The sequence below is a fragment of the Ruegeria sp. AD6 genome, assembly GCF_056542325.1.
Genome location: NZ_JBQFZQ010000004.1, coordinates 48890 through 72660 on the forward strand (window position 1 = coordinate 48890; position 23771 = coordinate 72660).

Annotated in this window: 23 protein-coding genes and 1 tRNA gene; 14 read left to right on the top strand and 10 right to left on the bottom strand. The window is 58.8% G+C overall.

What is annotated here, in order from left to right; genetic code table 11:
* Positions 1-38: 38 nt before the first annotated feature.
* Positions 39-1823, bottom strand: coding sequence for an ABC transporter ATP-binding protein (locus tag ACR0KJ_RS10540; RefSeq protein ID WP_170453923.1), 1785 nt, complete (start codon positions 1821-1823; stop codon positions 39-41).
* 594 nt (positions 1824-2417) lie between these two features.
* On the opposite strand from ACR0KJ_RS10540, the gene ACR0KJ_RS10545 reads away from it, so the two are divergent.
* The 3 genes from ACR0KJ_RS10545 to glf all read left to right on the top strand — a co-directional run bounded on the left by ACR0KJ_RS10545 (position 2418) and on the right by glf (position 5388).
* Positions 2418-3218, top strand: coding sequence for a glycosyltransferase family 25 protein (locus ACR0KJ_RS10545; RefSeq protein ID WP_170453922.1), 801 nt, complete (start codon positions 2418-2420; stop codon positions 3216-3218).
* Complete coding sequence (locus tag ACR0KJ_RS10550; protein ID WP_480584879.1) at positions 3215-4096, top strand: hypothetical protein; 882 nt, start codon at positions 3215-3217, stop codon at positions 4094-4096. The genes ACR0KJ_RS10545 and ACR0KJ_RS10550 overlap by 4 nt, the downstream gene beginning before the upstream one ends.
* 122 nt (positions 4097-4218) lie before the next feature.
* Positions 4219-5388, top strand: coding sequence for a UDP-galactopyranose mutase (gene glf, locus ACR0KJ_RS10555; protein ID WP_480626635.1), 1170 nt, complete (start codon positions 4219-4221; stop codon positions 5386-5388).
* 248 nt (positions 5389-5636) lie between these two features.
* On the opposite strand, the gene ACR0KJ_RS10560 is transcribed toward glf, so the two are convergent.
* Both ACR0KJ_RS10560 and ACR0KJ_RS10565 read right to left on the bottom strand, forming a co-directional pair.
* Positions 5637-5713: transfer RNA gene (locus ACR0KJ_RS10560), tRNA-Pro, on the bottom strand.
* Positions 5714-5826: 113 nt separating this feature from the next.
* Positions 5827-6942, bottom strand: a complete 1116-nt coding sequence (locus ACR0KJ_RS10565) for a THUMP domain-containing protein (RefSeq protein WP_170453920.1) — start codon at positions 6940-6942, stop codon at positions 5827-5829.
* A gap of 298 nt (positions 6943-7240) precedes the next feature.
* Between ACR0KJ_RS10565 and ACR0KJ_RS10570 the strand changes: the two genes are divergently transcribed.
* Genes ACR0KJ_RS10570 through nqrF form a run of 6 tightly spaced genes read left to right on the top strand, consistent with a single transcriptional unit; the run spans position 7241 to position 13101 of the window.
* Positions 7241-8584, top strand: a complete 1344-nt coding sequence (locus tag ACR0KJ_RS10570) for a Na(+)-translocating NADH-quinone reductase subunit A (protein WP_480626636.1) — start codon at positions 7241-7243, stop codon at positions 8582-8584.
* A 5-nt stretch (positions 8585-8589) separates the two neighbouring features.
* Positions 8590-9798: an NADH:ubiquinone reductase (Na(+)-transporting) subunit B gene (locus tag ACR0KJ_RS10575; RefSeq protein WP_170622244.1), complete on the top strand. Its 1209-nt coding sequence runs from the start codon at positions 8590-8592 to the stop codon at positions 9796-9798.
* A complete protein-coding gene (locus tag ACR0KJ_RS10580) occupies positions 9791-10606 on the top strand; it encodes a Na(+)-translocating NADH-quinone reductase subunit C (RefSeq protein ID WP_170522537.1) in 816 nt (271 codons plus the stop codon). Before ACR0KJ_RS10575 ends, ACR0KJ_RS10580 begins: the two co-directional genes overlap by 8 nt.
* Positions 10606-11259: an NADH:ubiquinone reductase (Na(+)-transporting) subunit D gene (locus ACR0KJ_RS10585; protein ID WP_152460184.1), complete on the top strand. Its 654-nt coding sequence runs from the start codon at positions 10606-10608 to the stop codon at positions 11257-11259. Before ACR0KJ_RS10580 ends, ACR0KJ_RS10585 begins: the two co-directional genes overlap by 1 nt.
* Complete coding sequence (gene nqrE, locus ACR0KJ_RS10590) at positions 11259-11867, top strand: NADH:ubiquinone reductase (Na(+)-transporting) subunit E (protein WP_170453916.1); 609 nt, start codon at positions 11259-11261, stop codon at positions 11865-11867. The genes ACR0KJ_RS10585 and nqrE overlap by 1 nt, the downstream gene beginning before the upstream one ends.
* A gap of 10 nt (positions 11868-11877) precedes the next feature.
* Entirely contained in the window at positions 11878-13101 is a 1224-nt protein-coding gene (gene nqrF / locus ACR0KJ_RS10595; RefSeq protein ID WP_480626637.1) for an NADH:ubiquinone reductase (Na(+)-transporting) subunit F, read from the top strand.
* Between the two features lie 87 nt (positions 13102-13188).
* Here the strand turns inward: nqrF and ACR0KJ_RS10600 are convergent, their stop codons facing one another.
* From ACR0KJ_RS10600 to ACR0KJ_RS10615, 4 genes are all read right to left on the bottom strand, one after another.
* Positions 13189-13575 carry a type II toxin-antitoxin system death-on-curing family toxin gene (locus ACR0KJ_RS10600; RefSeq protein WP_480584865.1) on the bottom strand — a complete coding sequence of 129 codons (387 nt, stop codon included), beginning with the start codon at positions 13573-13575 and terminating at the stop codon, positions 13189-13191.
* The gene (locus ACR0KJ_RS10605; protein WP_170622240.1) at positions 13572-13796 is read right to left on the bottom strand and encodes an AbrB/MazE/SpoVT family DNA-binding domain-containing protein; all 225 of its coding nucleotides are present in this window, start codon (positions 13794-13796) and stop codon (positions 13572-13574) included. Before ACR0KJ_RS10605 ends, ACR0KJ_RS10600 begins: the two co-directional genes overlap by 4 nt.
* 94 nt (positions 13797-13890) lie before the next feature.
* On the bottom strand, positions 13891-15174 hold the full coding sequence (tviB, locus tag ACR0KJ_RS10610; RefSeq protein ID WP_480584862.1) for a Vi polysaccharide biosynthesis UDP-N-acetylglucosamine C-6 dehydrogenase TviB: 1284 nt from the start codon (positions 15172-15174) through the stop codon (positions 13891-13893).
* Between the two features lie 13 nt (positions 15175-15187).
* Complete coding sequence (locus ACR0KJ_RS10615) at positions 15188-16201, bottom strand: GDP-mannose 4,6-dehydratase (protein WP_170453911.1); 1014 nt, start codon at positions 16199-16201, stop codon at positions 15188-15190.
* 177 nt (positions 16202-16378) lie between these two features.
* On the opposite strand from ACR0KJ_RS10615, the gene ACR0KJ_RS10620 reads away from it, so the two are divergent.
* Entirely contained in the window at positions 16379-17140 is a 762-nt protein-coding gene (locus tag ACR0KJ_RS10620) for a metallophosphoesterase (RefSeq protein ID WP_480626638.1), read from the top strand.
* On the opposite strand, the gene ACR0KJ_RS10625 is transcribed toward ACR0KJ_RS10620, so the two are convergent.
* On the bottom strand, positions 17137-17661 hold the full coding sequence (locus tag ACR0KJ_RS10625; RefSeq protein ID WP_170453910.1) for a CBS domain-containing protein: 525 nt from the start codon (positions 17659-17661) through the stop codon (positions 17137-17139). The two genes, ACR0KJ_RS10620 and ACR0KJ_RS10625, sit on opposite strands and share 4 nt — an antisense overlap.
* A gap of 112 nt (positions 17662-17773) precedes the next feature.
* Here ACR0KJ_RS10625 and ACR0KJ_RS10630 point away from each other — a divergent pair, with 112 nt between their 5' ends.
* The 4 genes from ACR0KJ_RS10630 (at position 17774) to ACR0KJ_RS10645 (ending at position 21038) form a co-directional block, all read left to right on the top strand.
* Positions 17774-17959, top strand: a complete 186-nt coding sequence (locus tag ACR0KJ_RS10630; RefSeq protein ID WP_170453909.1) for a hypothetical protein — start codon at positions 17774-17776, stop codon at positions 17957-17959.
* 67 nt (positions 17960-18026) lie between these two features.
* On the top strand, positions 18027-19052 hold the full coding sequence (locus ACR0KJ_RS10635) for an FAD:protein FMN transferase (protein ID WP_480626639.1): 1026 nt from the start codon (positions 18027-18029) through the stop codon (positions 19050-19052).
* Between the two features lie 15 nt (positions 19053-19067).
* Positions 19068-19304, top strand: a complete 237-nt coding sequence (nqrM, locus tag ACR0KJ_RS10640) for a (Na+)-NQR maturation NqrM (protein WP_170453907.1) — start codon at positions 19068-19070, stop codon at positions 19302-19304.
* A gap of 93 nt (positions 19305-19397) precedes the next feature.
* Positions 19398-21038 carry a sulfatase-like hydrolase/transferase gene (locus ACR0KJ_RS10645; RefSeq protein WP_480626751.1) on the top strand — a complete coding sequence of 547 codons (1641 nt, stop codon included), beginning with the start codon at positions 19398-19400 and terminating at the stop codon, positions 21036-21038.
* Here the strand turns inward: ACR0KJ_RS10645 and ACR0KJ_RS10650 are convergent.
* A complete protein-coding gene (locus ACR0KJ_RS10650) occupies positions 21035-22456 on the bottom strand; it encodes a pyridoxal phosphate-dependent decarboxylase family protein (RefSeq protein ID WP_480626640.1) in 1422 nt (473 codons plus the stop codon). The genes ACR0KJ_RS10645 and ACR0KJ_RS10650 overlap by 4 nt on opposite strands.
* 3 nt (positions 22457-22459) lie before the next feature.
* On the bottom strand, positions 22460-23593 hold the full coding sequence (locus ACR0KJ_RS10655) for a DUF819 family protein (protein WP_480626641.1): 1134 nt from the start codon (positions 23591-23593) through the stop codon (positions 22460-22462).
* Between the last annotated feature and the right edge of the window lie 178 nt (positions 23594-23771).

Sequence of the window (23771 nt, forward strand, 5' to 3'; positions counted from 1 at the left end):
GTGTTCCGGGCCTCGGGAACAGACCGAGGCCCGGATACTCACCCGGCAATCGCCGCTTTTTCGTTGCCCTTCTTGAACTGCTGGTCAAACAGCTTGCGGAAGCTGCCTTCGCGGGCCATCAGCTCGTCCAGATTGCCCTGTTCGACAACCGAGCCATCCTGAACCACCATGATCTTGTCCGCCTCCAGAACCGTCGACAGACGGTGCGCAATGACGATCACGGTCATGTCTTTGGTCAGGGAATCCAACGCTTCGCGCACAAGGTTTTCGGATTCGGCATCAAGTGCGCTGGTCGCCTCGTCCAGAAGTAGAATTTCCGCTTTGCGCAGGATGGCGCGGGCAATTGCCAATCGCTGTTTTTGACCGCCAGACAGGAATGCACCGTTCTCACCCACCATCGTGTCGTAGCCATCCGGCAGTTCCGAGATGAAGTCATGCGCATAGGCGGCGCGGGCGGCGTCATAGATCTCCTCATCTGTCGCATCCGGCGCCGCGAAGCGCAGGTTTTGCATGACGGTGGTCGAGAACAGGAACGTGTCCTGGCCCACATAGGAGATCTTCTTGCGCAGAGAGTCGAAGCTTGCGAGGCGCACATCGTGGCCGTCGATCTCCACGGTACCCTCCTGCGGGTCATAGAAGCGCATGATAAGACCGAAAATCGTGGATTTCCCGCCGCCGGACTGACCGACCAGAGCCGTGGTCTTGCGGGCTTCGAAGGTCACATTCATGTCGTCGATCACCGAGATCGAGCCCTGGTAGCCAAACTTCACGTTCTTTAGCGCGATCTCACCTGGCCCGTCAGGCAAATCCTCGGCGTCTGGGCTTTCGATCATGGTATCCTTCTGGTCAAGCAGGCCGAACAGGAGGCCTACGCCGACCATGGCTGCCTCGATCTGGACGCGCATTTTCGACAGTCGCTTTGCGGGTTCATAGGCCATCAGCAAGGCGGTGATGAAGGACATCAGCTGGCCGGCGGTGGGCTGCTCGGTTCCGGCAATGCCAAGGGTGCTGACAATCAGGATGCCTGCAATCGCCAAGCCCGCGAGGAATTCCATCAGCGGGCTTGCAATGGCCTGTAGACGGGCAATGTCATTGGCGCGTTTTTCAACTTTCCGAACGGCGGTATCCATCCGCTCGGTCATGCGATCTTCCAGCGAAAGCACCTTGATGACCCGGATCCCGGCAGAGGTTTCCTGAAGTACGCGGATGATCTCGGCCATCGATTTGAATTCGGCCTTCATAATCGTCCGGACACTTTTCAGAAGGTACCGGACACCCAACAAGGCAACGGGGCCCACGATCAGGAACATGACGGACAACAGCGGTTGCTGATAGACCATGACGATAACCAGCCCCAACAACGTAAGGGCATCGCGAATGAAGCCGGTCACCAGAACGTCGATCAGTTTACGGGCGGCCTGCGCGCCATTTGTCGTTCGCATCAGAAGTCCGGAGGATTCATTCTTGCCAAAGAAACCAACGCCATGCCGGATCAATTTCCGGTACACTTTTTGCTGTTGCGACGCGACAATCCGGTTCCCCGCCCGCGCAAGGTAAACCGCCTGCACGAACGAAGCCACCGCCTTGGCCAGGAACAACCCGATGACGCCAAGCGCAATCAATGGGGCCCATTCGCGCATCTCGGGGCTGGTCATGGCATCTACGATGTATTCCATCATATAGGCCGACCCGGCAGTGGTGGCTGCCACGATGATCATCGCAACAATTGCGACAGCGTACATCCAGCCCTGAGCCCGCAAACTTTCGCCCATCAGGCGACCCATATAGCCGGATCGCCATTCATTCCAGGCGCGCTTAATCATTGCATTCTCCAGATCATGAAACCATGCGCTCGCTCAGATAACCTATAATCATTTCTGCCTAAAGGGCAGATTGTCTCACGTGACAGAGTGACCGTTTTCGATGGACGAGCGTATGACGGCAATATTCGCCGCGTAGGGATGCTCAGCTAGGAATGATCGAGCAGAGTTGCAAGAGGTCGGCATAATGTCGTTTACCCCGTATGCGCAGCATATGAATGCGCAAGGAATCAGTTGGTCTTCCGGTATTATGTGTCTTATCGGTCACGCCGATCACCCAATATTACAAAGGAAAGCCGTTGCCGGGCGCTATTTGGGGCGGTCTGATTTAGCCTCCGCTCAGCGCAAGTATTATTGCATCTCACCAAGCGTAATTCGAAATTTGAATAAGCAGTTTCAGTGTGATAGCCTGAGATTGGCCTATCGCGGTGCATCTTTGGGGGACGGGCTTCTGAGTATTTACGCCGGGCTTGTTGTTCAGCAGAAAACCGCCATTGGGCTCAGCGCACCCAACGGCGCATGCAGGTGCCGTTTTAACGCTTGTGAATGTCATGTATGGCCCTTAGAACCCCGGCAAATTTGATTAGGTGAAAGCAAGTGTCGATCAAAGCCGTAATTCTTAGTCTGCCAAAAGACGTAGACCGGCGACGCTCCTGCGAAGACGAACTTGCGCGCCTGGGTTTGCAGTATGAATTTTCGGACGCCCTTGCCGGTGATCAGCTGAACGAAACCGACCTGGGTCGTTACTATGACGCGGACATGAACCGAAGCAAGTTCAAACGTCCCCTCAGCGCAAACGAAGTGGCCTGTGCGCTTGGGCATCGGCAAATCTGGCAAGCTATAGCAGAGTCCGAAGATCACGTTGTTCTGGTGCTGGAGGACGATGCGACTTTTGTGCAGGACCCGACGGCCTTTCTGAGTGCATTGTCAAAATGTTCCGAATGCTTTGAAGATGTCATGATCAAACTGGATGGCGTTTCTGGCCGCAATAATCAGATACTGAAACCCTTTGCGGATCAGAACCTTGTCTTGTCGGATTGTCTGCCGCCCAGAACCACGGGTTATATTCTGGGGCGCCGAGCTGCGGCACAATTGCTTCGGGTACACGCGCCGTTTGCGCGACCTGTGGACATCGATCTCAAATTCTATTGGGAACACAAAGTCCCGATCCTGACCCTGGCGGAGCAGATGGTGGCCGAGCGTGGGGTGTTTGACAGCAACATTGAAGCCTGCCGCACCAGCAAGAAAAGCGAGTCGTCTATCGGCCGGTTCGTGCGGAACCTGTTGTACCAGATCAAGTACACCTACGGGCGGCTCAGCCATCCTCTGAAGCCAGAGATGATTGAAGGGCTGGGCCCCTTGCTGCGCACGGATAACACGCTTCGGAACCGTATATGAAAAAGAACCTTGTCGTCGTCCGTGCGGGCGGCAAATCCCTCCACACCCGTTGGACGGAGATTCCCTATGAAGACCGGAACTATGACCTTCTGATCAGTTTTTTCTCGGACGAGGCTTTTGCGGCGTTCCAGCCGGAGCCTGGGGTCGAGGCGGTTCTGATCAAGGGCGGGAAGTGGGACGGGCTGTTCGCAACCCTGTCAGACCGGGATTTGGATGCGTATGATTTCTACTGGCTGCCCGATGACGATCTGGACATCAGCGCGCAGGATGTGAACGCGTTGTTTGATGCGATGAACACGCATGGTCTGAGGATCGCGCAGCCTTCGCTCAGCCCCGAAAGCTACTTCTCGCATTTCGTATTCAGCCAATGCCCCGGATTTGTGCTGCGATACACCAACTACATCGAGATCATGGCCCCCTGTCTGCATCGAGATGTTCTCAGGAAGGCCCTGCCTTTGTTCCGCGGTACGATGAGCGGCTATGGTCTGGACTATATCTGGTGCCGCTGGGACGAGGCCGGAGCATATCGCACTGCCATTCTGGACGGGATTGCAATGCATCATACCCGACCCATCGGCAAGAACCTGAAGGCGGTGATGGCTGAGACGGGCAACCTGAGCTCGGAAGAGGAAGAGGCGGTCTTGAAAGAGATGTTCGATCTGTCTCGCCGCACGGTCCCGATTGTCTTTGCCGGGATATTGCAGGGCGGTCAGCCAATCTCGGGCCGGGTACAGGTGGGCTGGCGCATGTGCCGGGGCTGGATGTCGGTTCTGCCGCGTTTTCGCAGCGCCAGCGAGGCCCGCGCCGGGATATTCAAAATCGCGCGGCGACAGCTGAGCAAACCGTTGGATATGACGACAATTTCCAAAAAGACCTGAGCGGGAACAGCAATGCGAGGGCAGAGTGCATCGGTGGAAGGGGCCCAACAAGACTCTGGTTGCAAGATATTCTGCAATCAAATATCGACACATACCGCCAACAGAAACCGAGAAGGCCGGGAATGTCTGGAAAATATTTGATGGTTGGCGCGGGCTTGTCCGGCGCTGTAATCGGTCGGCACCTGGCAGAGGCGGGCCATGATGTCACCGTCGTCGACTCGCGGGATCACATTGGCGGAAATTGCCACACGGCCCGCGATGAAAAAACCGGTGTGCTGCTGCATGTCTACGGGCCCCATATCTTTCACACAGACGACGCCGAGGTGTGGGATTACGTAAACCGGTTCGAGACCTTCCTGCCTTACAAGAACCGCGTCAAAACCACGTCGCGCGACGCGGACGGCAAACGGGGCGTATTCTCGCTGCCGATCAACTTGCACACGATCAACCAGTTCTTCGGCAAAACCCTGCGCCCGGATGAGGCTGAAGCTTTCATCACGCAAGAGCAAGCAGACACCAGTATCGACGACCCCCAGACATTCGAGGAACAGGCGCTGCGCTTTGTCGGCAAGGATTTGTACGAAGCGTTTTTCAAGGGTTACACGAAAAAGCAATGGGGCCTTCATCCGTCGGAATTACCGGCATCCATCCTGAAAAGATTGCCGGTCCGGTTTAATTACGACGACAATTATTTCTTTCATCGCTTTCAGGGGATGCCGGAAAACGGTTACAGCGCGATGATCGGGGCCATTCTGGATCATCCCGGGATCACCGTGCATCTGAACACCCAGTTCACCAAGGATATGGGCGCAGACTACGATCATGTGTTCTATTCGGGGCCGCTTGACGGGTATTTCGACTACCAGTTGGGGCGCCTTGGCTATCGCACGCTTGATTTCGAACGGTTTGACTATGATGGGGATTACCAAGGCTGTGCGGTCATGAATTATGGTGACGAGGACGTGCCCTATACCCGTATCACCGAGCACAAGCATTTTGCCCCATGGGAACAGCACGAAAGCTCGGTCTGCTATCGCGAGTTCTCTCGATTGGCAGAACCCGGTGACACGCCTTACTATCCAATCCGTCAGGTGACGGAAAAGGAGTTGCTCGGATCCTACGTTGATCTTGCTCGTTCAACGGACGGAGTGACGTTCGTAGGCCGGTTGGGAACCTATCGCTACCTCGATATGGACGTGACAATCCGCGAAGCCCTCGACACCGCCCGCGCATTTGAGGCGAGTCTTAGCAAAGGCGAGAAAGCCCCTGCGTTCTTTGTTGCGCCGCTCTAAACGTCCGTTTTACAAAGCACAAAAATAAGGCTTCGGCTGCGTCCGCAAAGCTGTCGAAACATCTTGCACTGCGCTCGAGCTACTGCGTCAAGGCAGTAGGCACCGAACTTTCTTATGGTTGCCGGTTCACGGCGGACCACTTGCGAAGGGGGCTGGTGGACAAGGAGCATAGGACTCAAGCACCACCGAAACACGCAACGGCAGCTCTGCAAGCAAAATGATTGCGTAATTACGGGACAACTTTGGTTTGGTCGGAGTGAGAGGATTCGAACCTCCGACCCCTGCCTCCCGAAGACAGTGCTCTACCAGGCTGAGCTACACTCCGACCGTGGCGGCGGGTCTATACCCGGTGTTTGGGATGTGCAAGAGGGATATTTCTATATCTCGCGGGCAACTGGAATAGGCAGGCGCGCGGGATGAACGCAGCTATGCGGGCCTTTAGGGCAGCGGGCCGGATTGGTAGAGTTTGATTTTCGTGCCGCCGTGATCGACCACTGGCCCGGCGGACAAATCAGGCAAGCGGGTGGATCGGGCGAGAGAAGGATTGCTGGTCACGATCCCAACGCGCCAGCCCGAGAAGCGCGACAGCAGCGTCTTGCCCAGGCTGCCGTAAAGCGACCTGAGGCGTTTTTCATCGCCGATGCGGGCTCCGTAAGGTGGGTTGACGATGACCAGCCCGGCGGGGCCTTCGGGTGGTTTTATGTCGCTGACCGCGCGTTGGGTGAATTGGGCCACGTCCGAAACACCGGCCTGATCTGCGTTCGCGGTGGCGGCTTCGATAGCGCCTGCATTCCGGTCCGAGCCGTAGAACCTGATGGACGTCTGTACCTCAGGCCCGGTTACGCGCAGCGCGTCAAACGCTTCTGCGTCAAAGCAAGCCAGGTCTTCAAACGCAAACCGGCGCGAGCGGCCGGGGGGCAGGCCAAGGGCGATCTCGGCGGCTTCGATCACGAAAGTGCCCGAGCCGCACATGGGGTCCAGCACGGGTTCGGACCCATCATAGCCGCAATTGCGCAGGAACATGGCAGCCATGGTCTCGCGCATCGGCGCCTTGGCGATGGCGGGTTTGTGACCGCGTTTGTGCAAAGGCTCGCCCGAGGTATCCAGCGACAGGGTGCAGACGTCTTTTTCGATGCGCAGCATGACGCGCAGGTCTGCCTCGGATGAAATCGGTGCGCCCAGCGTTTCCGAGATGGCGCGTTCAATGCGCTGGCGCGCGGCCCCGGCATGATAGATGCGCGACTTGCGGCTAGTGGCCTCCACCTTCACGGGGATGTCGGGGCGCAGGAATGTGGCCCATGGAAATTTGCGGGCGCGTTTGTCCAGTTGTGCCAGATGAACAGCGGGGAAACTGCCGATCCGGACCAGAACCTTGTTTGCCCCGCGCAGGCACAGATTGGCGCGCCAGACCTCGGACCAGTCGCCCCGGCAACTGACGCCGCCGGCCACGCGATGGGCGTTTGCGAATCCGTTCTGAACGGCTTCGTCACAGAGCGGCGCCTCGAGGCCCGGGGTCGCCGCCAAAAAGATCTCGAACTGGTCAGATGTTGTCATTTCCGTTGCTTACACCGGATAGAAACCGGGCGCGACACGGTTTTTTTTATGCTAGATTGCTGCCATTGTGCCTGTTCACACAGAAAGTGATAGGGTTTCCGCATTTTCGGCGGTAACAGGTTTGCGTTTCGCGACAGGCGCGCGTAAAGGGTCCGTGATCGAAAGAACGCCAGCGGATTTTGGCAGGGAAATGGCGCTTTTGCCCTCCCTTGGATGAGACAATTCGCGCTATCTCGGGCCATGACCCGATGGCAGAGATGGTCGGCGCAGGTAAAGAGGCTTGGAAGACAGTAGCGACATGCAAACTTTCAAACTGAAGAAGGGGATGGAATTGCCGGTTCAGGGTGCGCCTGAACAGAAAATCCATCCGGGGCCGGAATTCAAAACCGTAGCGGCGTTGGGCGCAGATTATCTGGGGCTCAAACCACGCATGCTGGTGCAGGAAGGGGATGCTGTTCAACGCGGCACGCCCTTGTTCTGTCACAAGGATGCGCCCGATGCGATGATGGTGGCCCCGCTGACCGGCAAGGTCGTGGCAATCAATCGCGGTGCGCGCCGCGTGCTGCAAAGTGTGGTGATCGAGGTATCGGACCCCAATGATGCGGGCGTCGATTTCTCGGGGGTTGGCAATGTCGACAGTGCCGAAGGTGTGACCGAAAAGCTGTGCGCCGCCGGTTTGTGGACCGCGTTCCGCACGCGGCCCTATTCGAAAATGCCCGAACCCGGAACCAAACCCGCTGCAATCTTCGTGACGGCGATGGATTCCGAACCTCTGGCCGCAGATGCCGCTGTGATCATTGCGGATGCGGGGGATGCGTTTGCTGCGGGTCTTGGGGCCATTGCAAAACTGACCGAGGGCAAGACGTATCTCTGCCACAAGGACGGCGACAGCGTTCCCGGTGCGGATGCGCCCGGTGTTGAAGCCGCCGCCTTCGCGGGCCCGCACCCGGCAGGTCTGGCTGGTACGCATATCCACTTCCTTGAACCTCTGGCAGGCGACAAACAGGTCTGGACCATCGGCTATCAGGACGTGATCGCCATCGGTCGTCTGGTGCAGACCGGTCATCTGGACCCGAATATCGTCATCGCGATCAGCGGCCCCTGCGCGCGTCAGCCGCGCCTGATCCGTACCGTCATGGGTGCCTCAACCGACGATCTGACCCGGGACGAGGTCAATGTCGAGGGCACGCCCCGGATCATCTCGGGCTCGATCCTGTCGGGAACGCAGGCCGATGGACCGACCGCTTATCTGGGGCGCTTTGCCCGCCAGATCTCGATCATTCGCGAAGATCACGACCAGCACACGCTGGGCTGGATCCTTCCGATGCCGTCGAAATTCGCGGTGCAGCCGGTTCTGGGCTCTGCCCTTGCCAAGAAGCTGTTTCCGCTGACCTCGAACCTGAATGGCGGACGCCGGGCTATGGTTCCGACCGGCACGTTTGAGCAGTTGATGCCGCAGGACTACCTGCCGACACAGCTGCTGCGCGCGCTGCTGGTGATGGACACCGATACCGCGCAGGCGCTGGGTGCTTTGGAGCTGGACGAAGAGGATCTGGGCCTTGTCGGCTTTGCCTGTCCGGCGAAATATGAATACGGGCTGGCGCTGCGCGACTGCCTGACCAAGATTGAAAAGGAGGGCTGAGCCAAATGGGTTTGCGCAGCTTCTTTGATCGGATCGAGCCGAACTTTACCAAGGGCGGCAAGTACGAGAAGTACTTCCCCATCTACGAGATGGTGGAAAGCTTTATCTACACTCCGAAAACCGTAACCACCGTCGCGCCGCATGCGCGGTCGTATATCGATATGAAGCGGATCATGACCTATGTCGTGTTCGCGACAATCCCCTGTATCCTGTGGGGGATGTATAACACCGGTTATCAGGCGAACTCGGCCATTGCTGCGCTGGGGCCTGACTCGGCGACCGGATGGCGGATTGCGCTGTTGCAGATGTTTGGGATTTCGCTGGACCCCTCCAGCGTCTTTGCCAATGTGATGCACGGGCTGATGTATTTCCTGCCGATCTACATCGTGACGCTGGTTGCAGGCGGTATCTTCGAGGTCATCTTTGCCACCGTGCGTGGACATGAGGTAAACGAAGGTTTCCTTGTCACCTCAATGCTTTACACGCTGATCATGCCAGCTACTGCGCCCTTGTGGCAGGTGGCGCTGGGGATCATCTTCGGCGTTGTGATCGGGAAAGAGGTGTTTGGCGGCACCGGCAAGAACTTCCTCAACCCTGCTCTGGTGGGCCGGGCGTTCCTGTATTTCGCTTATCCAGCCAGCATGTCCGGTGACACGGTCTGGACACCGGTTGACGGGTTCTCGGGCGCCACTGCTCTGTCCGTCTCGGCCTCGCAGGGCTTTCAGGCGCTGGCCGCTGATGGCATCACCTGGTGGAATGCGTTCTTTGGCTCGATTCAGGGCAGCTTTGGCGAAACCTCGACGCTGGCCTGTATGATCGGTCTGGCCTTCCTGCTGGCCACGCGGATAGCCAACTATCGCCTGATCATCGGCTGTCTGGCGGGCACCATTGGCTTTACCCTGCTGCTGAACCTGATCGGTTCCGACACCAACCCGATGTTTGCGATGCCATGGTATTGGCACATCGTCATCGGCGGCTACGCCTTCGGTCTGGCCTTCATGGTGACCGAGCCGGTCTCGGCCAGCCACACCAACATGGGCCGCTATATCTATGGTGCGCTGATCGGTGTCATGGTTGTGATGATCCGTGTCATCAACCCGGCTTTCCCCGAAGGCATGATGCTGGCCATTCTGTTCGGCAACGTCTTTGCACCGCTGATCGACTATTTCGTCGTTCAGGCCAACATCAAACGGAGGGCGCGTCGCCATGTCTGATACGCAATCCCCAGAACCCAAAGGCGCGATTGCCAAGTTTCTGGCGGCCTCGCCGGATTCGGTCGGCAAGACGATCTTCATCGCGGTCGCCGTCTGTCTTGTCGCCTCGATGGTTGTCTCAGCCGCGGCGGTCAGCCTGCGCCCGGTGCAAGAGGTCAACCGCCTGAAGGACAAGCAGATCAACGTGTTGCAGGTGGCAGGCGTTTATGAGCCGGGCACCGACGTGACCGAAGCTTTCGCCGCGTTCGAGCCGCATGTTGTGGAACTGTCCACCGGCGATTTCGTCGATGACCAGTTCGACCCGGCCACCTTCGACGACATTGCCGCCGCCAGCGATCCTGAGCTGAGCGTTGCGCTGGACGATGACCCGGCTGGTATTGGCCGCAAGTCGAAGTATCGCGTAATCTACCTGCTGCGCGACGATGCGGGCGATCTGGACAAGGTGATCCTGCCGCTGCACGGCTATGGCCTGTGGTCCACGCTCTATGGCTTTATCGCGCTGGAAAATAACGGCAACGATATCTACGGTCTGCAATTCTATCAGCATGGCGAAACCCCGGGCCTTGGGGCCGAGGTGGACAACCCCCGCTGGAAGGCGCTGTGGAACGGTAAAAAGCTGCGCGATGACAATGGCGATCTGCAGATCACCGTGTCGAAATCCCAGCCTGCGGCCGGACCTGATTTCTATATCGACGCGCTGGCGGGGGCGACCCTGACCTCGGTGGGTGTCGATAACCTGGTGAAATTCTGGATGGGCGACGCGGGCTACGCTCCGTTCCTGGCCAAGCTGCAAGCAGGAGAGTTCTAATGTCTCAGACCAAGAAAGAGATGCTGGTCGACCCGCTTGTCGACAACAACCCGATCACCTTGCAGGTGCTGGGCATCTGTTCCGCGCTGGCGGTGACCTCGTCGCTGCAGGTGTCGATGGTGATGGCGCTGGCGGTGATCTTCGTGACTTCGTTCTCGTCCTTCTTCATCTCGTGCCTGCGCAACCAGATCCCGGGCTCGATCCGGATCATCGTGCAGATGGTGATCATCGCCTCGCTGGTGATCCTGGTGGACCAGATCCTCAAGGCTTACGCGTTTGAGATCTCGAAAACCCTGTCGGTTTTCGTTGGCCTGATCATCACCAACTGTATCGTGATGGGCCGCGCCGAGGCGTTTGCGATGAAGAACCCCCCGGTCGCGTCCTTCATCGACGGCATGGGCAACGGCATGGGCTATGGTCTGATCCTGCTGCTGGTCGGCTTCATTCGTGAGCTGTTCGGCGCCGGGTCGCTGTTTGGCGTCACCATTCTGGAGACCGTCAACAACGGTGGCTGGTACGTGCCCAACGGCATGTTGCTGCTGCCCCCGTCGGCGTTCTTCATCATCGGTCTGATCATCTGGGCCTTCCGCACATGGAAGCCGAACCAGGTGGAAGAGCGTGAATACAAAATTCAGCAGGTAGAGGCCCACTGATGGAAGGTCTGATCTCACTGGCCGTAAAGGCCATCTTTGTCGAAAACCTTGCGCTCAGCTTCTTTCTGGGGATGTGTACCTTCATCGCCGTTTCGAAGAAGATCTCGACAGCGCTGGGTCTGGGGATTTCGGTGATGCTGGTTCAGGCGATCACCGTGCCTGCCAACAACTTGCTGCTGAACTACCTGCTGAAACCGGGCGCGCTGGCCTGGGCCGGGTTCCCGGATGTGGACCTGACCTTCCTTGGCCTGATCTCGTATATCGGTGTCATCGCGGCGATGGTTCAGATCCTCGAGATGATCCTGGATAAGTATTTCCCGCCGCTTTACAACGCGCTGGGGATCTTCCTGCCGCTGATCACGGTGAACTGCGCCATCCTTGGTGGCTCGCTGTTCATGGTGGAGCGCGACTATAACTTTGCCGAGGCGGCGACCTATGGTCTGTCTTCGGGCTTTGGCTGGGCGCTGGCGATCACCGCGATGGCGGGTGTGCGCGAAAAGCTGAAATATTCGGACATTCCGGACGGCTTGCAGGGTCTTGGCATCACCTTCATCACCGCGGGACTGATGGCTATGGCCTTTATGTCCTTCTCGGGCGTGAAACTGTAAGGAGGGCGCAATGGAAACCTTTAGCTTAGGCGTCATCCTATTCACTCTGATCGTTCTGGGACTGGTTGCCATCATCATGGCCGCCCGCTCGCGCCTGGTGTCGACCGGTAACGTCAACATCACGATCAACGGTGAGAAAACCGTATCCGTTCCGGCGGGTGGCAAGCTGCTGCAAACGCTGGCGGCCGAGAAACTGTTCGTTCCTTCCGCTTGCGGCGGCGGCGGTACTTGTGCGCAATGCCGGGTGCGTGTGCATTCGGGTGGCGGGTCGATCCTGCCGACCGAGGAAAGCCACATCACCAAGCGCGAGGCATCCTGCGGCGACCGCCTGTCCTGTCAGGTTGCGGTCAAGCAGGATATGGAGATCGAAGTCCCGGAAGAGGTCTTTGGCGTCAAGAAGTGGGAATGCACCGTTCGCTCGAACGAGAACGTGGCCACCTTCATCAAGGCACTGACGCTGGACCTGCCCGAAGGCGAGGATGTGAACTTCCGCGCCGGTGGTTACATCCAGATCGAGGCCCCCGCGCACCAGTTGAAATACACCGATTTCGACGTTGAGGAAGAGTATCGCGAGGATTGGGACCGCTTCAATCTGTGGCAATACGAGTCCGTCGTGAATGAGCCGATCGAACGCGCCTATTCGATGGCCAACTATCCGGATGAAAAGGGCATGATCATGCTGAACGTCCGGGTTGCTTCGCCACCTCCGGGCTCCGAAGGGATCCCCGCCGGTCAAATGTCGTCGTATATCTTCAACCTGAAACCGGGTGATAAGGTGACGATCTCGGGTCCGTTTGGTGAGTTCTTCGCCCGCGAGACAGAGAAAGAGATGGTCTTCATCGGCGGTGGTGCCGGTATGGCGCCCATGCGCAGCCATATCTTCGACCAGCTCAAGCGTCTTGAGAACCGCAACCGCAAGATCACCTTCTGGTACGGTGCGCGTTCGAAGAAAGAGATGTTCTTTGTCGAGGATTTCGATCAGCTGGCCGAGGAGTTCGACAATTTCGAATGGCACGTGGCGCTTTCGGATGCTCAGCCCGAGGACGATTGGAAAGGCTACACCGGCTTTATCCACAATGTTCTGTTCGACGAATACCTCAAGAACCATCCCGCGCCCGAGGATTGCGAGTTCTACATGTGTGGCCCGCCAATCATGAACCAGTCGGTCATCAACATGCTGCTGGATCTGGGCGTGGATCGCGAAGACATCATGCTCGACGATTTCGGCGGGTAAGTTTAACGCAGGACCAAGATAGAAAAGCCCCGCTCATTCGCAGCGGGGCTTTGCTTTTTGGTGGTCTTGAGCAATTGCCGAGACGGCTTAGGTCTGTGTCCAGCCAGCCTTCAGCCAGGCCGCAAATTCCGTCTCGTCAACCTGACCCGCTGCAAGGTCCTCCATCATCTGGACACCTTTGACCGGGTCGGGGAGGAAGGCATATCCATTGAGCCTCAGAAAGGTCAGGGCGGTGACGAAAGCCGTGCGTTTGTTGCCGTCGATGAACGCATGGGCCTTGGCGATGCCGAACGCATAGGCCGCTGCGATTGCCGCCAGATCGGCGTCCTCATAGGCCGCCAGATTCATCGCCCTTGCGCAGCCCATCTCCAACAGCGCCCGGTCGCGCATACCGGGCGCACCGCCATGGCGCGAGATTTGTCGGTCGTGAATGGCGATGACTGCGGCCAGCGGAACCCAGATCCGCGGCTTCAAGCCAAGGCCTGCAGAAGGTCGCGGTTTTCATCCATGACGACCTCAGCCGCGGCCAGCGCCTCGGCCACCGAAGGGTCATGCGCCATGACTTTCAACGTGCCATCATCCCCGCGCAGCACAAAAAGGGTGTCCCCTTCCTTGGCATCAAGGATAGTCAGCATTTCGGTCGACAATGTCATAACGGCCGAGTTTCCGACCTTGCGGATCTTGGTTTCGATCATTTGGACCTCCGGTATATATGGATGTATATACTGAAAGCGGCCCCATTTTGCAAGCTTGGGGGCTTGAGGCCCCCAAGGCTTGTCGGGTTTAGGCCTAAAGCCTCAGATCGCTGGCCTCACGCGGCAGGCAGGATTTGATGTCATAGACGATGCTTTGCGCTTTGCCATAGGCGCGGAATTGGCCCGGATCGAGCGTTTTGTATTCTTCATGCGCGACGGCCAGAATGACGCCATCATAGGCCCCGTCCTGTGGCGTATCGATCAGGGACAGACCATATTCCGCCTGCGCGGCTGCCGGGTCGGCATGCGGGTCGTGCACATCGACGCTGACGCCATAGCTTTGCAGTTCCTCAATAATATCAACCACGCGTGTATTGCGCAGGTCCGGGCAGTTTTCCTTGAAGGTCAGCCCCAGCACCAGAACCCGCGCCGCGCCGACATTGATACCGTCGCGCGTCATCCGCTTGATCAGTTGCGACACCACATAACCGCCCATCCCGTCATTCAGGCGCCGCCCGGCGAGGATGATCTGAGGGTGGTGCCCCACCGCCTCGGCCTTGTGGGTCAAGTAATAGGGGTCGATGCCGATACAATGCCCACCGACCAGACCGGGGCGGAAGGGCAGAAAGTTCCACTTGGTGCCTGCGGCACGCAGAACGGCCTCGGTATCGATTTCCATCCGGCCGAAGATCATCGCAAGTTCGTTCACCAAGGCAATGTTCAGATCACGTTGCGTGTTCTCGATGACCTTTGCGGCCTCGGCCACGCGGATGCTCTCGGCCTTGTGGGTTCCGGCGGTGATGATCCGCGCGTAAAGCGCATCGACCAGATCTGCCACGTCGGGGGTCGAGCCCGAGGTGACTTTGCAGATATCCGCAATCCGATGGGTCTTGTCGCCGGGATTGATCCGTTCAGGGCTGTAGCCTGCATAGAAATCGGCGTTGAACCGCAGGCCCGAGGCGCGTTCCAGCACCGGCACACAGTCTTCCTCGGTCGCGCCGGGATAGACAGTGGATTCGTAGATCACCAGATCGCCGGGTTTCAGAACCCCGCCCACCGTTTCGGACGCTGCCAGCAAAGGCGACAGGTCCGGCCGTTTGCCCGGTGTAATCGGGGTGGGCACGGTGACGATATAGGTGTCACAGTCGGCCAGATCCGAGACGTTGGTGGTAAAGCTCAGCCCTGAGGCGGCGGCAAGATCTTCGGGCTCGACCTCTTGCGTGGCATCATTGCCGCCGCGCAAGGCGTCGATGCGCGGCTGGTTGATGTCAAAGCCGACGACCGGACCGATCTTGCCAAAGGCCACGGCCAGCGGCAGGCCGACATAGCCCAGCCCAATAACAGCGATCTTGCGGGCATCCGGGTTTGTGTCCAGCATCAAGCTTTGTCCCTTATTTGCCGTGATATTCTCGGAACCACTCGACAAAGCGGGCGATTCCATCCTTGAAATCGGTTTGCGGGCGGTAACCGGTCAGGCGTTGCAGCAGGTCCGTATTGGCCCAAGTGGCGGGAACATCGCCCATCTGCATCGGCATGTAATTGCGGATCGCCTCTTTGCCCACCGCCTCTTCGATGGCTTCCACGAAGTCCATCAGGCGCACCTTGTCGCCATTGCCGATATTGACGACCCGATAGGGCGCAACCGGGGACAGGCTGTCGCCGTCCTCGATCTCATCCGCGCTGGCGGGCCGGACCGGAGGCACATCGATCAACAATCGGATGCCACGGACAAGATCGTTCACATTTGTGAAGTCGCGATACATGTCACCATGGTTGTAGATGTCGATCGGACGATCATCCAGAATCGCATCAACAAATTTATAAAGCGCCAGATCGGGCCGTCCCCAGGTGCCATAGACGGTGAAAAAGCGGAACATGGTGGTCGGCAGGTCCCACAGATGCGCGTAGGAATGGCCCATCGCCTCATTCGCCTTTTTGGTGGCCGAGTAGATGGTCAGCTGCGTGTCGGCCTTTTCGACCTCGGTAAAGGGCATATCCTCATTCGCGCCATAGACCGACGAAGTCGAGGCCATCAGCAGGTGATCGACCTTATGCACACGCGCAACCTCCATCACGTTGAAGGTGCCGACAACATTGGAGTTTATGTAGCTGCGCGGTTCTTCCAGGCTGTAGCGGACACCGGCCTGGGCGGCGAGGTGCACGATGACTTCGGGTTGAAACTCATCGGCGATTTTCATCAGTTGGTCGTGGTCTTCCAGCATGGCCTCGGTCGCGGTGAAGCCCGGCGTCTGCATCAGCATCTGATGGCGGCGCTGTTTCAGGGTGACGTCGTAATAGTCGGTCATCCCGTCATAGCCATGCACGCGGAACCCTTCTGACAGCAGCAGCTTGGCCAGATGGAACCCGATGAAACCCGCCGTACCGGTAATCAAAACTCGCTTCATAAAACCCTCGAACACAATAAAACCCTAGGCATCAGGGATACTCTCCTTGCTGCAAGGTCAAGTAGAATCTCCCTTTTATCCGTCATAGCAAATCTGCAACCGGATTGGTCAACATCGTGCCATGGCCCGGAATTGCCGATTGTCGGAACGCATCAGGCCGGGTAGTGAAAGACTGTGATGGTTAGGAACTGGATCAAAGGGTTGTTTGGGCAGGGTGTCGCGCAGACCGCAGAGGTTGACGCGCCGGAAATCGCGCCCGAGGAGCGGTTCATCGCAATCGGGGACATTCACGGGCGGCTGGACCTGTTACAGGATCTACTGCCTCGTCTGGATAATACGTGTCCATGGGTGTTTGTCGGCGACTACGTGGATCGCGGCGACAGCAGCGCACAGGTTCTGCATCACCTGCACCACCTCAGCGAATCCTCGGGCGGGCGGATCATCTGTTTGCTGGGCAATCACGAAGAGATGCTGTTGCGTTTTGTCGAAGACCCAAAGCGTGTGGGTCACCTTTGGCAGCAAAACGGCGGGGTTGAGACGCTGAACTCGTTCGGAGTTGCAGGCGGGGTCGAGGTGACAGAAGGCGAACAGGCCGTTGCCGTGGCCGAAGAGCTTCGGCAAGCCATGGGGAATGAGTTGCTGAACTGGCTGTCAAACCGCCCGCTCAGCTGGACCAGCGGGAATGTCACGGTTGTCCACGCCGCTTTGGACCCGCGCAAGGCGCTGGACGCGCAATTGCGCCAGATTTGCCTGTGGGGGCATCCGATGTTCCGGGTTCAGGCCAGACAGGACGGGCAATGGGTTGTGCATGGGCACACGATTGTCGCTCACGCGCGGGCGCAGAACGGGGTTGTCTCAATCGATACCGGGGCCTATTCCACCAGCCGCCTGACGGCGGCTGAGATATTCAGGGGCGGGGTGCGGTTTACCTCGACCTAACCGACAATCATCTGCTTCATGCGCAGCGCTTCGTATTCCAGTTCTTTAAGGCGGAAATGCACCACGTCGCCGATTGTGATCACGCCGCACAGGTTGCCATCGCGCAGGACCGGCATGTGGCGGAACCGGCCCTCGGTCATCGTTTTCAGAACTTCGTTCAACGGATCATCGGGCGAGCAGGTCTTGACCTCGCGCGTCATCAGATCCTCGACCGATTGCGGCAGGGTCTGGCCGGGCGTGTCCGCCATCCGGCGCACGATGTCGCGTTCCGACAGAATCCCCTGCAGCGCGCCGTTCTGATCGGTTACCAGAACAGCCCCGATCCGCTTTTCTTTCAGGGTGTTGACCACGGAATGGATCGTCTCGTTCGGGCGCACTGAAAACACCGAGTCGCCCTTGCCCTCAAGCAGTTTGGCCACGGTCGTCTGTGACTGCGCCAGATTGGACCCCGTCGTTTGGCTGTGCGTCGTCTTTTTGTCTTTGTCGCCGCGCATCGGTGCCTGGTAAGAGGTTGGGGCCATGGGCAATCTCCTTCTTGGTTCTTGCAGTGTCTTTCCCTTTTACCTTAGCGCAGCTAAATGGCCTGTATAGGGTGCAAATGCCCTGATCGGCGAAAACCCGGAGTCTGACCTTGTGAGCGATCTGTACCTGACACCCCCCATCGCGGCGCTGATCTTCTTTGCGGTGGTCGTCTGTGGCCATAATTTCCGCATGGCGTGGAAACAACAGCCCGAGGGTTGGCAGAAACGCGCGTGGCTGTTCGGGCTTCCGGCGGGGATCGGCCTTTTGGTGCTGGGCTTTTTGCCGCTGAAGCTGTGAAGCCGGTTTGACTCTGACAGGGGGCGCTGGCATATGCCGGGCACTGATTTTCCCCGGAGACCGATCCATGCGTCTGTTGTCTGCACTGGCCCTTGCATCCTTTCTGACCGGCTGCCTGTTCGACAAGGAACCCGACGTGGTGCGCCTGTCGGGCGAGACGATGGGCACGACCTTCAACATCACCGCAATTGGCGAGGATCTGGACGAGGCCGCGCTGGCCGCATCGGTCGAACAGGCACTGGCCGAGGTCAACGCCAAGATGTCGAACTGGGACCCGAATTCCGAGGTTTCGACCTTCTCGGCCTCAACCAGCACCGACCCGGTGGCGATCTCTGACGAATTCGCGTTGGTCTTGGCGGCGGCAAATGATGTGCATGAGAAAACCGGCGGTACTTTCGACGTCACACTTGGCCCGCTGATCGAGCTTTGGGGCTTTGGCCCGCGCAAGCCCGAAGACCCGGTGCCATCGGATGCCGATATTCAGGCCGCCCTGAATGGTGTGGGGCAGGCGCGACTTTTGACGCTGGATGCCTCGGCCGGCACGCTGGCGAAATCTGATCCGTCTGTCGGGATCAACCTGTCAGCGATTGCCAAGGGCTATGGCATCGATGCGGTGGCCGAAACCCTGCAGGATGCGGGGATCGAGGATTATCTGGTCGAAATCGGCGGCGATCTGGTCACCAAGGGCCAGAACGATCAGGGCGAGGCCTGGCGGATCGGTATCGAAAAGCCCGAGGCCGGATCGCAGAGCGTGCAGCTGATCGTGTCACTGGATGATCGCGGCATGGCCAGCTCGGGCGATTACAAGAACTTCTTCGAGCAGGATGGCGTGCGCTATTCGCATATCATCGACCCGACCACCGGGCGTCCGATCACGCATCGCACGACCTCGGTCACGGTTCTGGCCGAAAACGCGATGATGGCCGATGCCTGGGCAACCGCGATGCTGGCGCTGGGGCAGGAAAAGGGTCTGGAACTGGCCGAACAGCATAAACTTGCCGTGTATTTCATCTCGCGCGATGTGACAGGCGGCGACGATGCCTATATAACCGTCCACAGCAGCGCGTTCAAAGCCGCCCTGGGAACCAACTGACCGGTAGGAACCGACATGAGCACCTTCATTCTGGCCTTTATTCTTCTGTCTCTGGTCATGGTCGGCATGTCGCTGGGTGTGATGCTGATGGGTAAGACCATCAAGGGCAGCTGCGGTGGTCTGAACGCGATCTCGGGCGCGGATAAATGCGTGGTCTGCCAAAAGGATGTAGACCCGAACAGCCCCCTGCGCGATCAGCTTCAGTGCAAGCGCGCCAAGAAGATGCTGGAACAGATGGAACGTCAGTCCTGATCTGCATTTGCGCAGCGCCGTTGGAACTGGCTAGATAGCCCCCGGACCAGTCGGGAGGCGCGCGTGGCCAAAGCCAGAAACATCCTGTTCATCATGTTCGACCAGCTGCGCTGGGATTATCTGAGCTGTTACGGGCATCCGCATCTGCACACTCCGAACATTGATCGATTGGCCGCCCGTGGTGTGCGTTTTGACCGGGCCTATATCCAGTCGCCAATCTGCGGCAGTTCCCGCATGTCTACCTATACCGGGCGCTACGTGCATTCCCACGGCGCGTCGTGGAACGGCATTCCGCTGAAAGTCGGCGAGATCACGATGGGCGACCATCTGCGCAAGGCCGGGATGAATTGTTACCTTGTCGGAAAGACCCATATGCGCGCCGATGCCGAAGGCATGGCCCGATTGGGGCTGGAACCCGACAGCCTGATCGGGGCCCGTGTGGCCGAGTGTGGCTTTGACGTATTCGAACGTGATGACGGAATGCTGCCCGAAGGGCCAGATGGCTATTACGACCCGGACGGCGCGAAGGAATACAACAAGTATCTGACTGCCAAAGGGTACGAGAGCGATAACCCATGGCACGACTTCGCCAATTCCGGGTTGGATGCCGAGGGCAACGTTTTGTCCGGCTGGTTCCTCAAGAACGCAACCGAGCCCGCGAATATCGCCGAAGAGGATAGCGAAACGCCCTATCTGACCGGGCGCGGCATGGAGTTCATGGAAACCCATGACGGCCCGTGGTGTTGCCATCTGAGCTTTATCAAACCCCATTGGCCCTACATCGTGCCGGAACCCTATGCCTCGATCTACGGCCCCGAACATGTGCTGCCGGTGGTCCGATCCGAGGCAGAACGCCAGAACGCGCACCCGGTGCTCAAGGCATTCATGGACACCAAGATCGGCCAGACCTTTTCTCGTCAGAAGGTCCGCGAGGCCGTGATTCCCGCCTATATGGGCCTGATCAAGCAGGCCGACGACCAGATGGGCCGCCTGTTCGACTGGATGGAACAGACTGGGCGGATGGACGATACGATGATCGTTCTCACCTCGGATCACGGGGATTTTCTGGGCGATCACTGGATGGGTGAGAAAACCTTCTTCCACGATGCCTCGACCAAGATGCCCCTGATCATCTATGACCCATCGCCCGAGGCTGATGCGACCCGTGGCACCGTCTGTGATGCGCTGGTCGAGTCCATCGACCTAGCGCCCACTTTCGTCGATGTGGCCGGAGGGGAAGTGGCCAACCATATCCTCGAAGGTCATTCCCTGCTGCCAATCCTGCATGGGCAGGTGCAAGAGGTGCCACGGGATGTGGTGATCTGCGAATACGATTATTCCGCCTCACCCATTGCCGAGCGTCTGAATGCTTCGGTCCGGGATGCAGTGATGTTCATGGTCGCCAACAAACGCTGGAAGCTGATCCATTGCGAGGGCGGGCACCGCCCCATCCTGTTCGATCTGGAAAACGACCCGCAGGAACTGATCGATCTGGGCGACAGCGCCGATCATGCCAAGGTGATCGCCGAGATGTACGAGCATCTGTTCGTCTGGACCCGCCGCCCGTCGCAGCGCACCACCCGGTCGGAACAGCAACTGATCGAGATGCGGAGCAAAAGCCGGGGCAGGGGGATTGTCTTGGGGGTTTACGACGAAAACGAGATGCCTCTGGACCTGACGGTCAAGTACCGCAACCGCAAGGCAAAACCCTACAAAACCTACCTGAAAGACTAGCTGCGCCGCGCTTTCCATTGCACATAGCGCGCCATGCCGCGTTCCAGCAGGTTCGGCGCTTTGCTGTCGTCCAGATGCAACCCGCCGCCGCCCGCGCGATACATCTCGGCAAACACATCCAGCACTTTGGATTTGACCATTCCGCGCAGGGGGACATGGGACATCATGCCATAGGTTGCCGCCCCGCCGGTCTTGGCAAGTTCGGGATTGGCGCGCACGGTGGCGACGGCCTGCGCCAGATCAGACAGGTATTCGTCGGTCACATGCAGGTGTTTGGCGGTGACCATGCAATGGATGCCATCGGGGTTTTGCACCCGGTTGATGTTCCAACCCGCCCGTTCCAACTGATCCGCCACGGCGTAGATGTTCAGCTTTGGGTCGCTTGAACCATAAGCCAGCAGCGGCCCCTGCGGGTTGCCCAGAATGCGCAGCCCTTCGATCGCTGTGATGCCTGCCTTCAGCTGTTCGACCGCCTCGGTCGTGTCTTTGGCCAGCCGACAATAGCCCTCGACCCCCAGCTTTTGCATGACGGCCCATGCGGCAGCATAGGCTCCGCCCGGTCTTGTACCCAGCAGGGCGGGTGAGGCGAAAACCCCTCCGGGCCAGTCCTGACAGATGAACATCTGGTGTTTCAGCAGGTCCAGATCGCGATAGAGGATGGTCGAGGCCCCCTTGGCCGCATAGCCGTATTTGTGCAGATCGGCCGAGATCGAGGTGACGCCCGGAACCCGGAAATCCCAGTCGGGCAAGTCGACGCCGTTCCGCTCCATGAACGGCAGGATCAGCCCGCCGACGCAGGCGTCGATATGCAGCGGGATGCCTTTGGACTGCGCAATCGCCCCCATTTCGGCAATCGGGTCGATGGTGCCATGCGGGTATTCCGGGGCTGAACCCAGGATCATGACCGTGCCCGCGTTGATCATTCGCTTCAGCCGGGAAATGTCGGTCGCATAATCCGGTGTCATCGGCAGCAGGCGCGCCTTGACCCCGAAATATTCCGCCGCCTTGAACCATGCCACATGCGCCGTCTTGGGCAGGATCATGTTGGGCCGCGTCACCTTGCGCCGTTTGCGCGCCATGTCGCGATAGGTTTTGACCGCCATCAGGCAGCTTTCCGTCCCACCCGCCGTCACAACGCCGCACGTGTCCGGCCCGCCATGCAGCAACCCGGCCATGGTCGCGATGATCTGGGTCTCCATCCGTTTCAGGCTTTGAAAGGCGGCAGGGTTCAGGCCGTTGGCGGAAGAAAACGCGCTGTAGGCTTTGGCGGTGAAGGCGTCGTGATCGTCATCCAGATGGTAAACGAGGCTCCAGGTCCGGCCATCGCGGTAATTCGGATCATCCTTGGCAAAGGATTTGAGCTGGTCCAGTATCTCACCCTCAGGGCGGCCGGTTTCCGGCAGTTTCTGATGATCCATATCCTATCCCCCTTGGGCCAGCAGCAGCGCCAGTGAAATGCCCAGATAGTTCCCGATGGCAAAACCCAGAATGCCGGTTGCCATTCCCGACATCAAGATCGCCGGGTTGCGCAGGCTGCGCGAGATCATGGGCACGAAGGCAGGAGACATGACAGCAGCGACCGAGGTGATCAGAAACGTGTCCCGATCCACCCCCGCCAATCGCGCCAGCAGCGCATGCAGGGCAAAACTGCCAAAGGTTGCTATTAGGACGAACCCCAGAACGGCCAGATCCAAGTCGCGCAGCTTTGCCAGATCCATCGAGGCCGCAACGCTGAACGAAAATACATAAAGCAGATACATCCCCATATGCGGCGCGGCCCGGTTTTGGCGTAAGGACGGGGTCAGGGACCCCAGAATGCCCAGCGTCGTCAGCAGAACGACGATCATCACCTGCGGCGCGGCGAAGGTGACGAAAGGGGCCAAGGTCAATGCCGCACCGACACACATCGAGGCCCCAAGCAACGCAATCAGCCCGTGTGCGATCCAGTTGGGCCGGGTGGCCTCGGCCGGTTCCGGCGAATTGGTTTCAACGCCTCCGGCAAAGGGCTTCAGGAATCGCCCAAAGACCACAGGGGCCAGCGTCAGCACAAACAGCAGGTAGGCTGCGCCAACAACGGTGTCGACGGTGGCAAACAGCAGATAGCGACCCTCGGGGATATCCAGCGCGAGCTTGATCGCGCCCATATTGGCCAGCCCGCCAGTATACATGCCGACGGCCATGCCCGACAGCTGCTCGGCCTGTTCGGTGCCGCCTGCGTTGAACGCGTAGAACAGACCGGTAGCAACAAGACTTACCGACAACACGGCCAACACCATGGACAAAAGGGCTGATCCGGCGATCCGACCCCAGGCGCGCAGATTGACGCCAAATAGCAGCAGCGGAAGGGCAAGCCCCAGGCTGGCCTCGATCACGCTGTTGCGGATGTGCTGGGCCGTCTCGGGTTGCAGACCCGACAAACCCAGCGCCAGACCACCCATATAGCACAGCACAATCGGCCCCAGCCGTCCGGCCAGCGCCCAATGCCGCGCCAACAGCATCAGCGCGGCAGGCGCCAATACGTAGATCAGTGCAAACACCGCTATCTCTGGCTGCATGACCGTCCTCTTCCCTATGGTCGAGACTAGGCAGGCGCACCCCATTGGCGCAAGGCGGCATGACGTAAGGTTCGCTGCGTGTCGGGGTATGGAAATCCGGGCCTGCGCGCCCGATGAGCGCTTGATTAATTCTGCGCCAATTGCCGCAAAGGCGGTTCACCCCCCGGCGGTCAGCGGG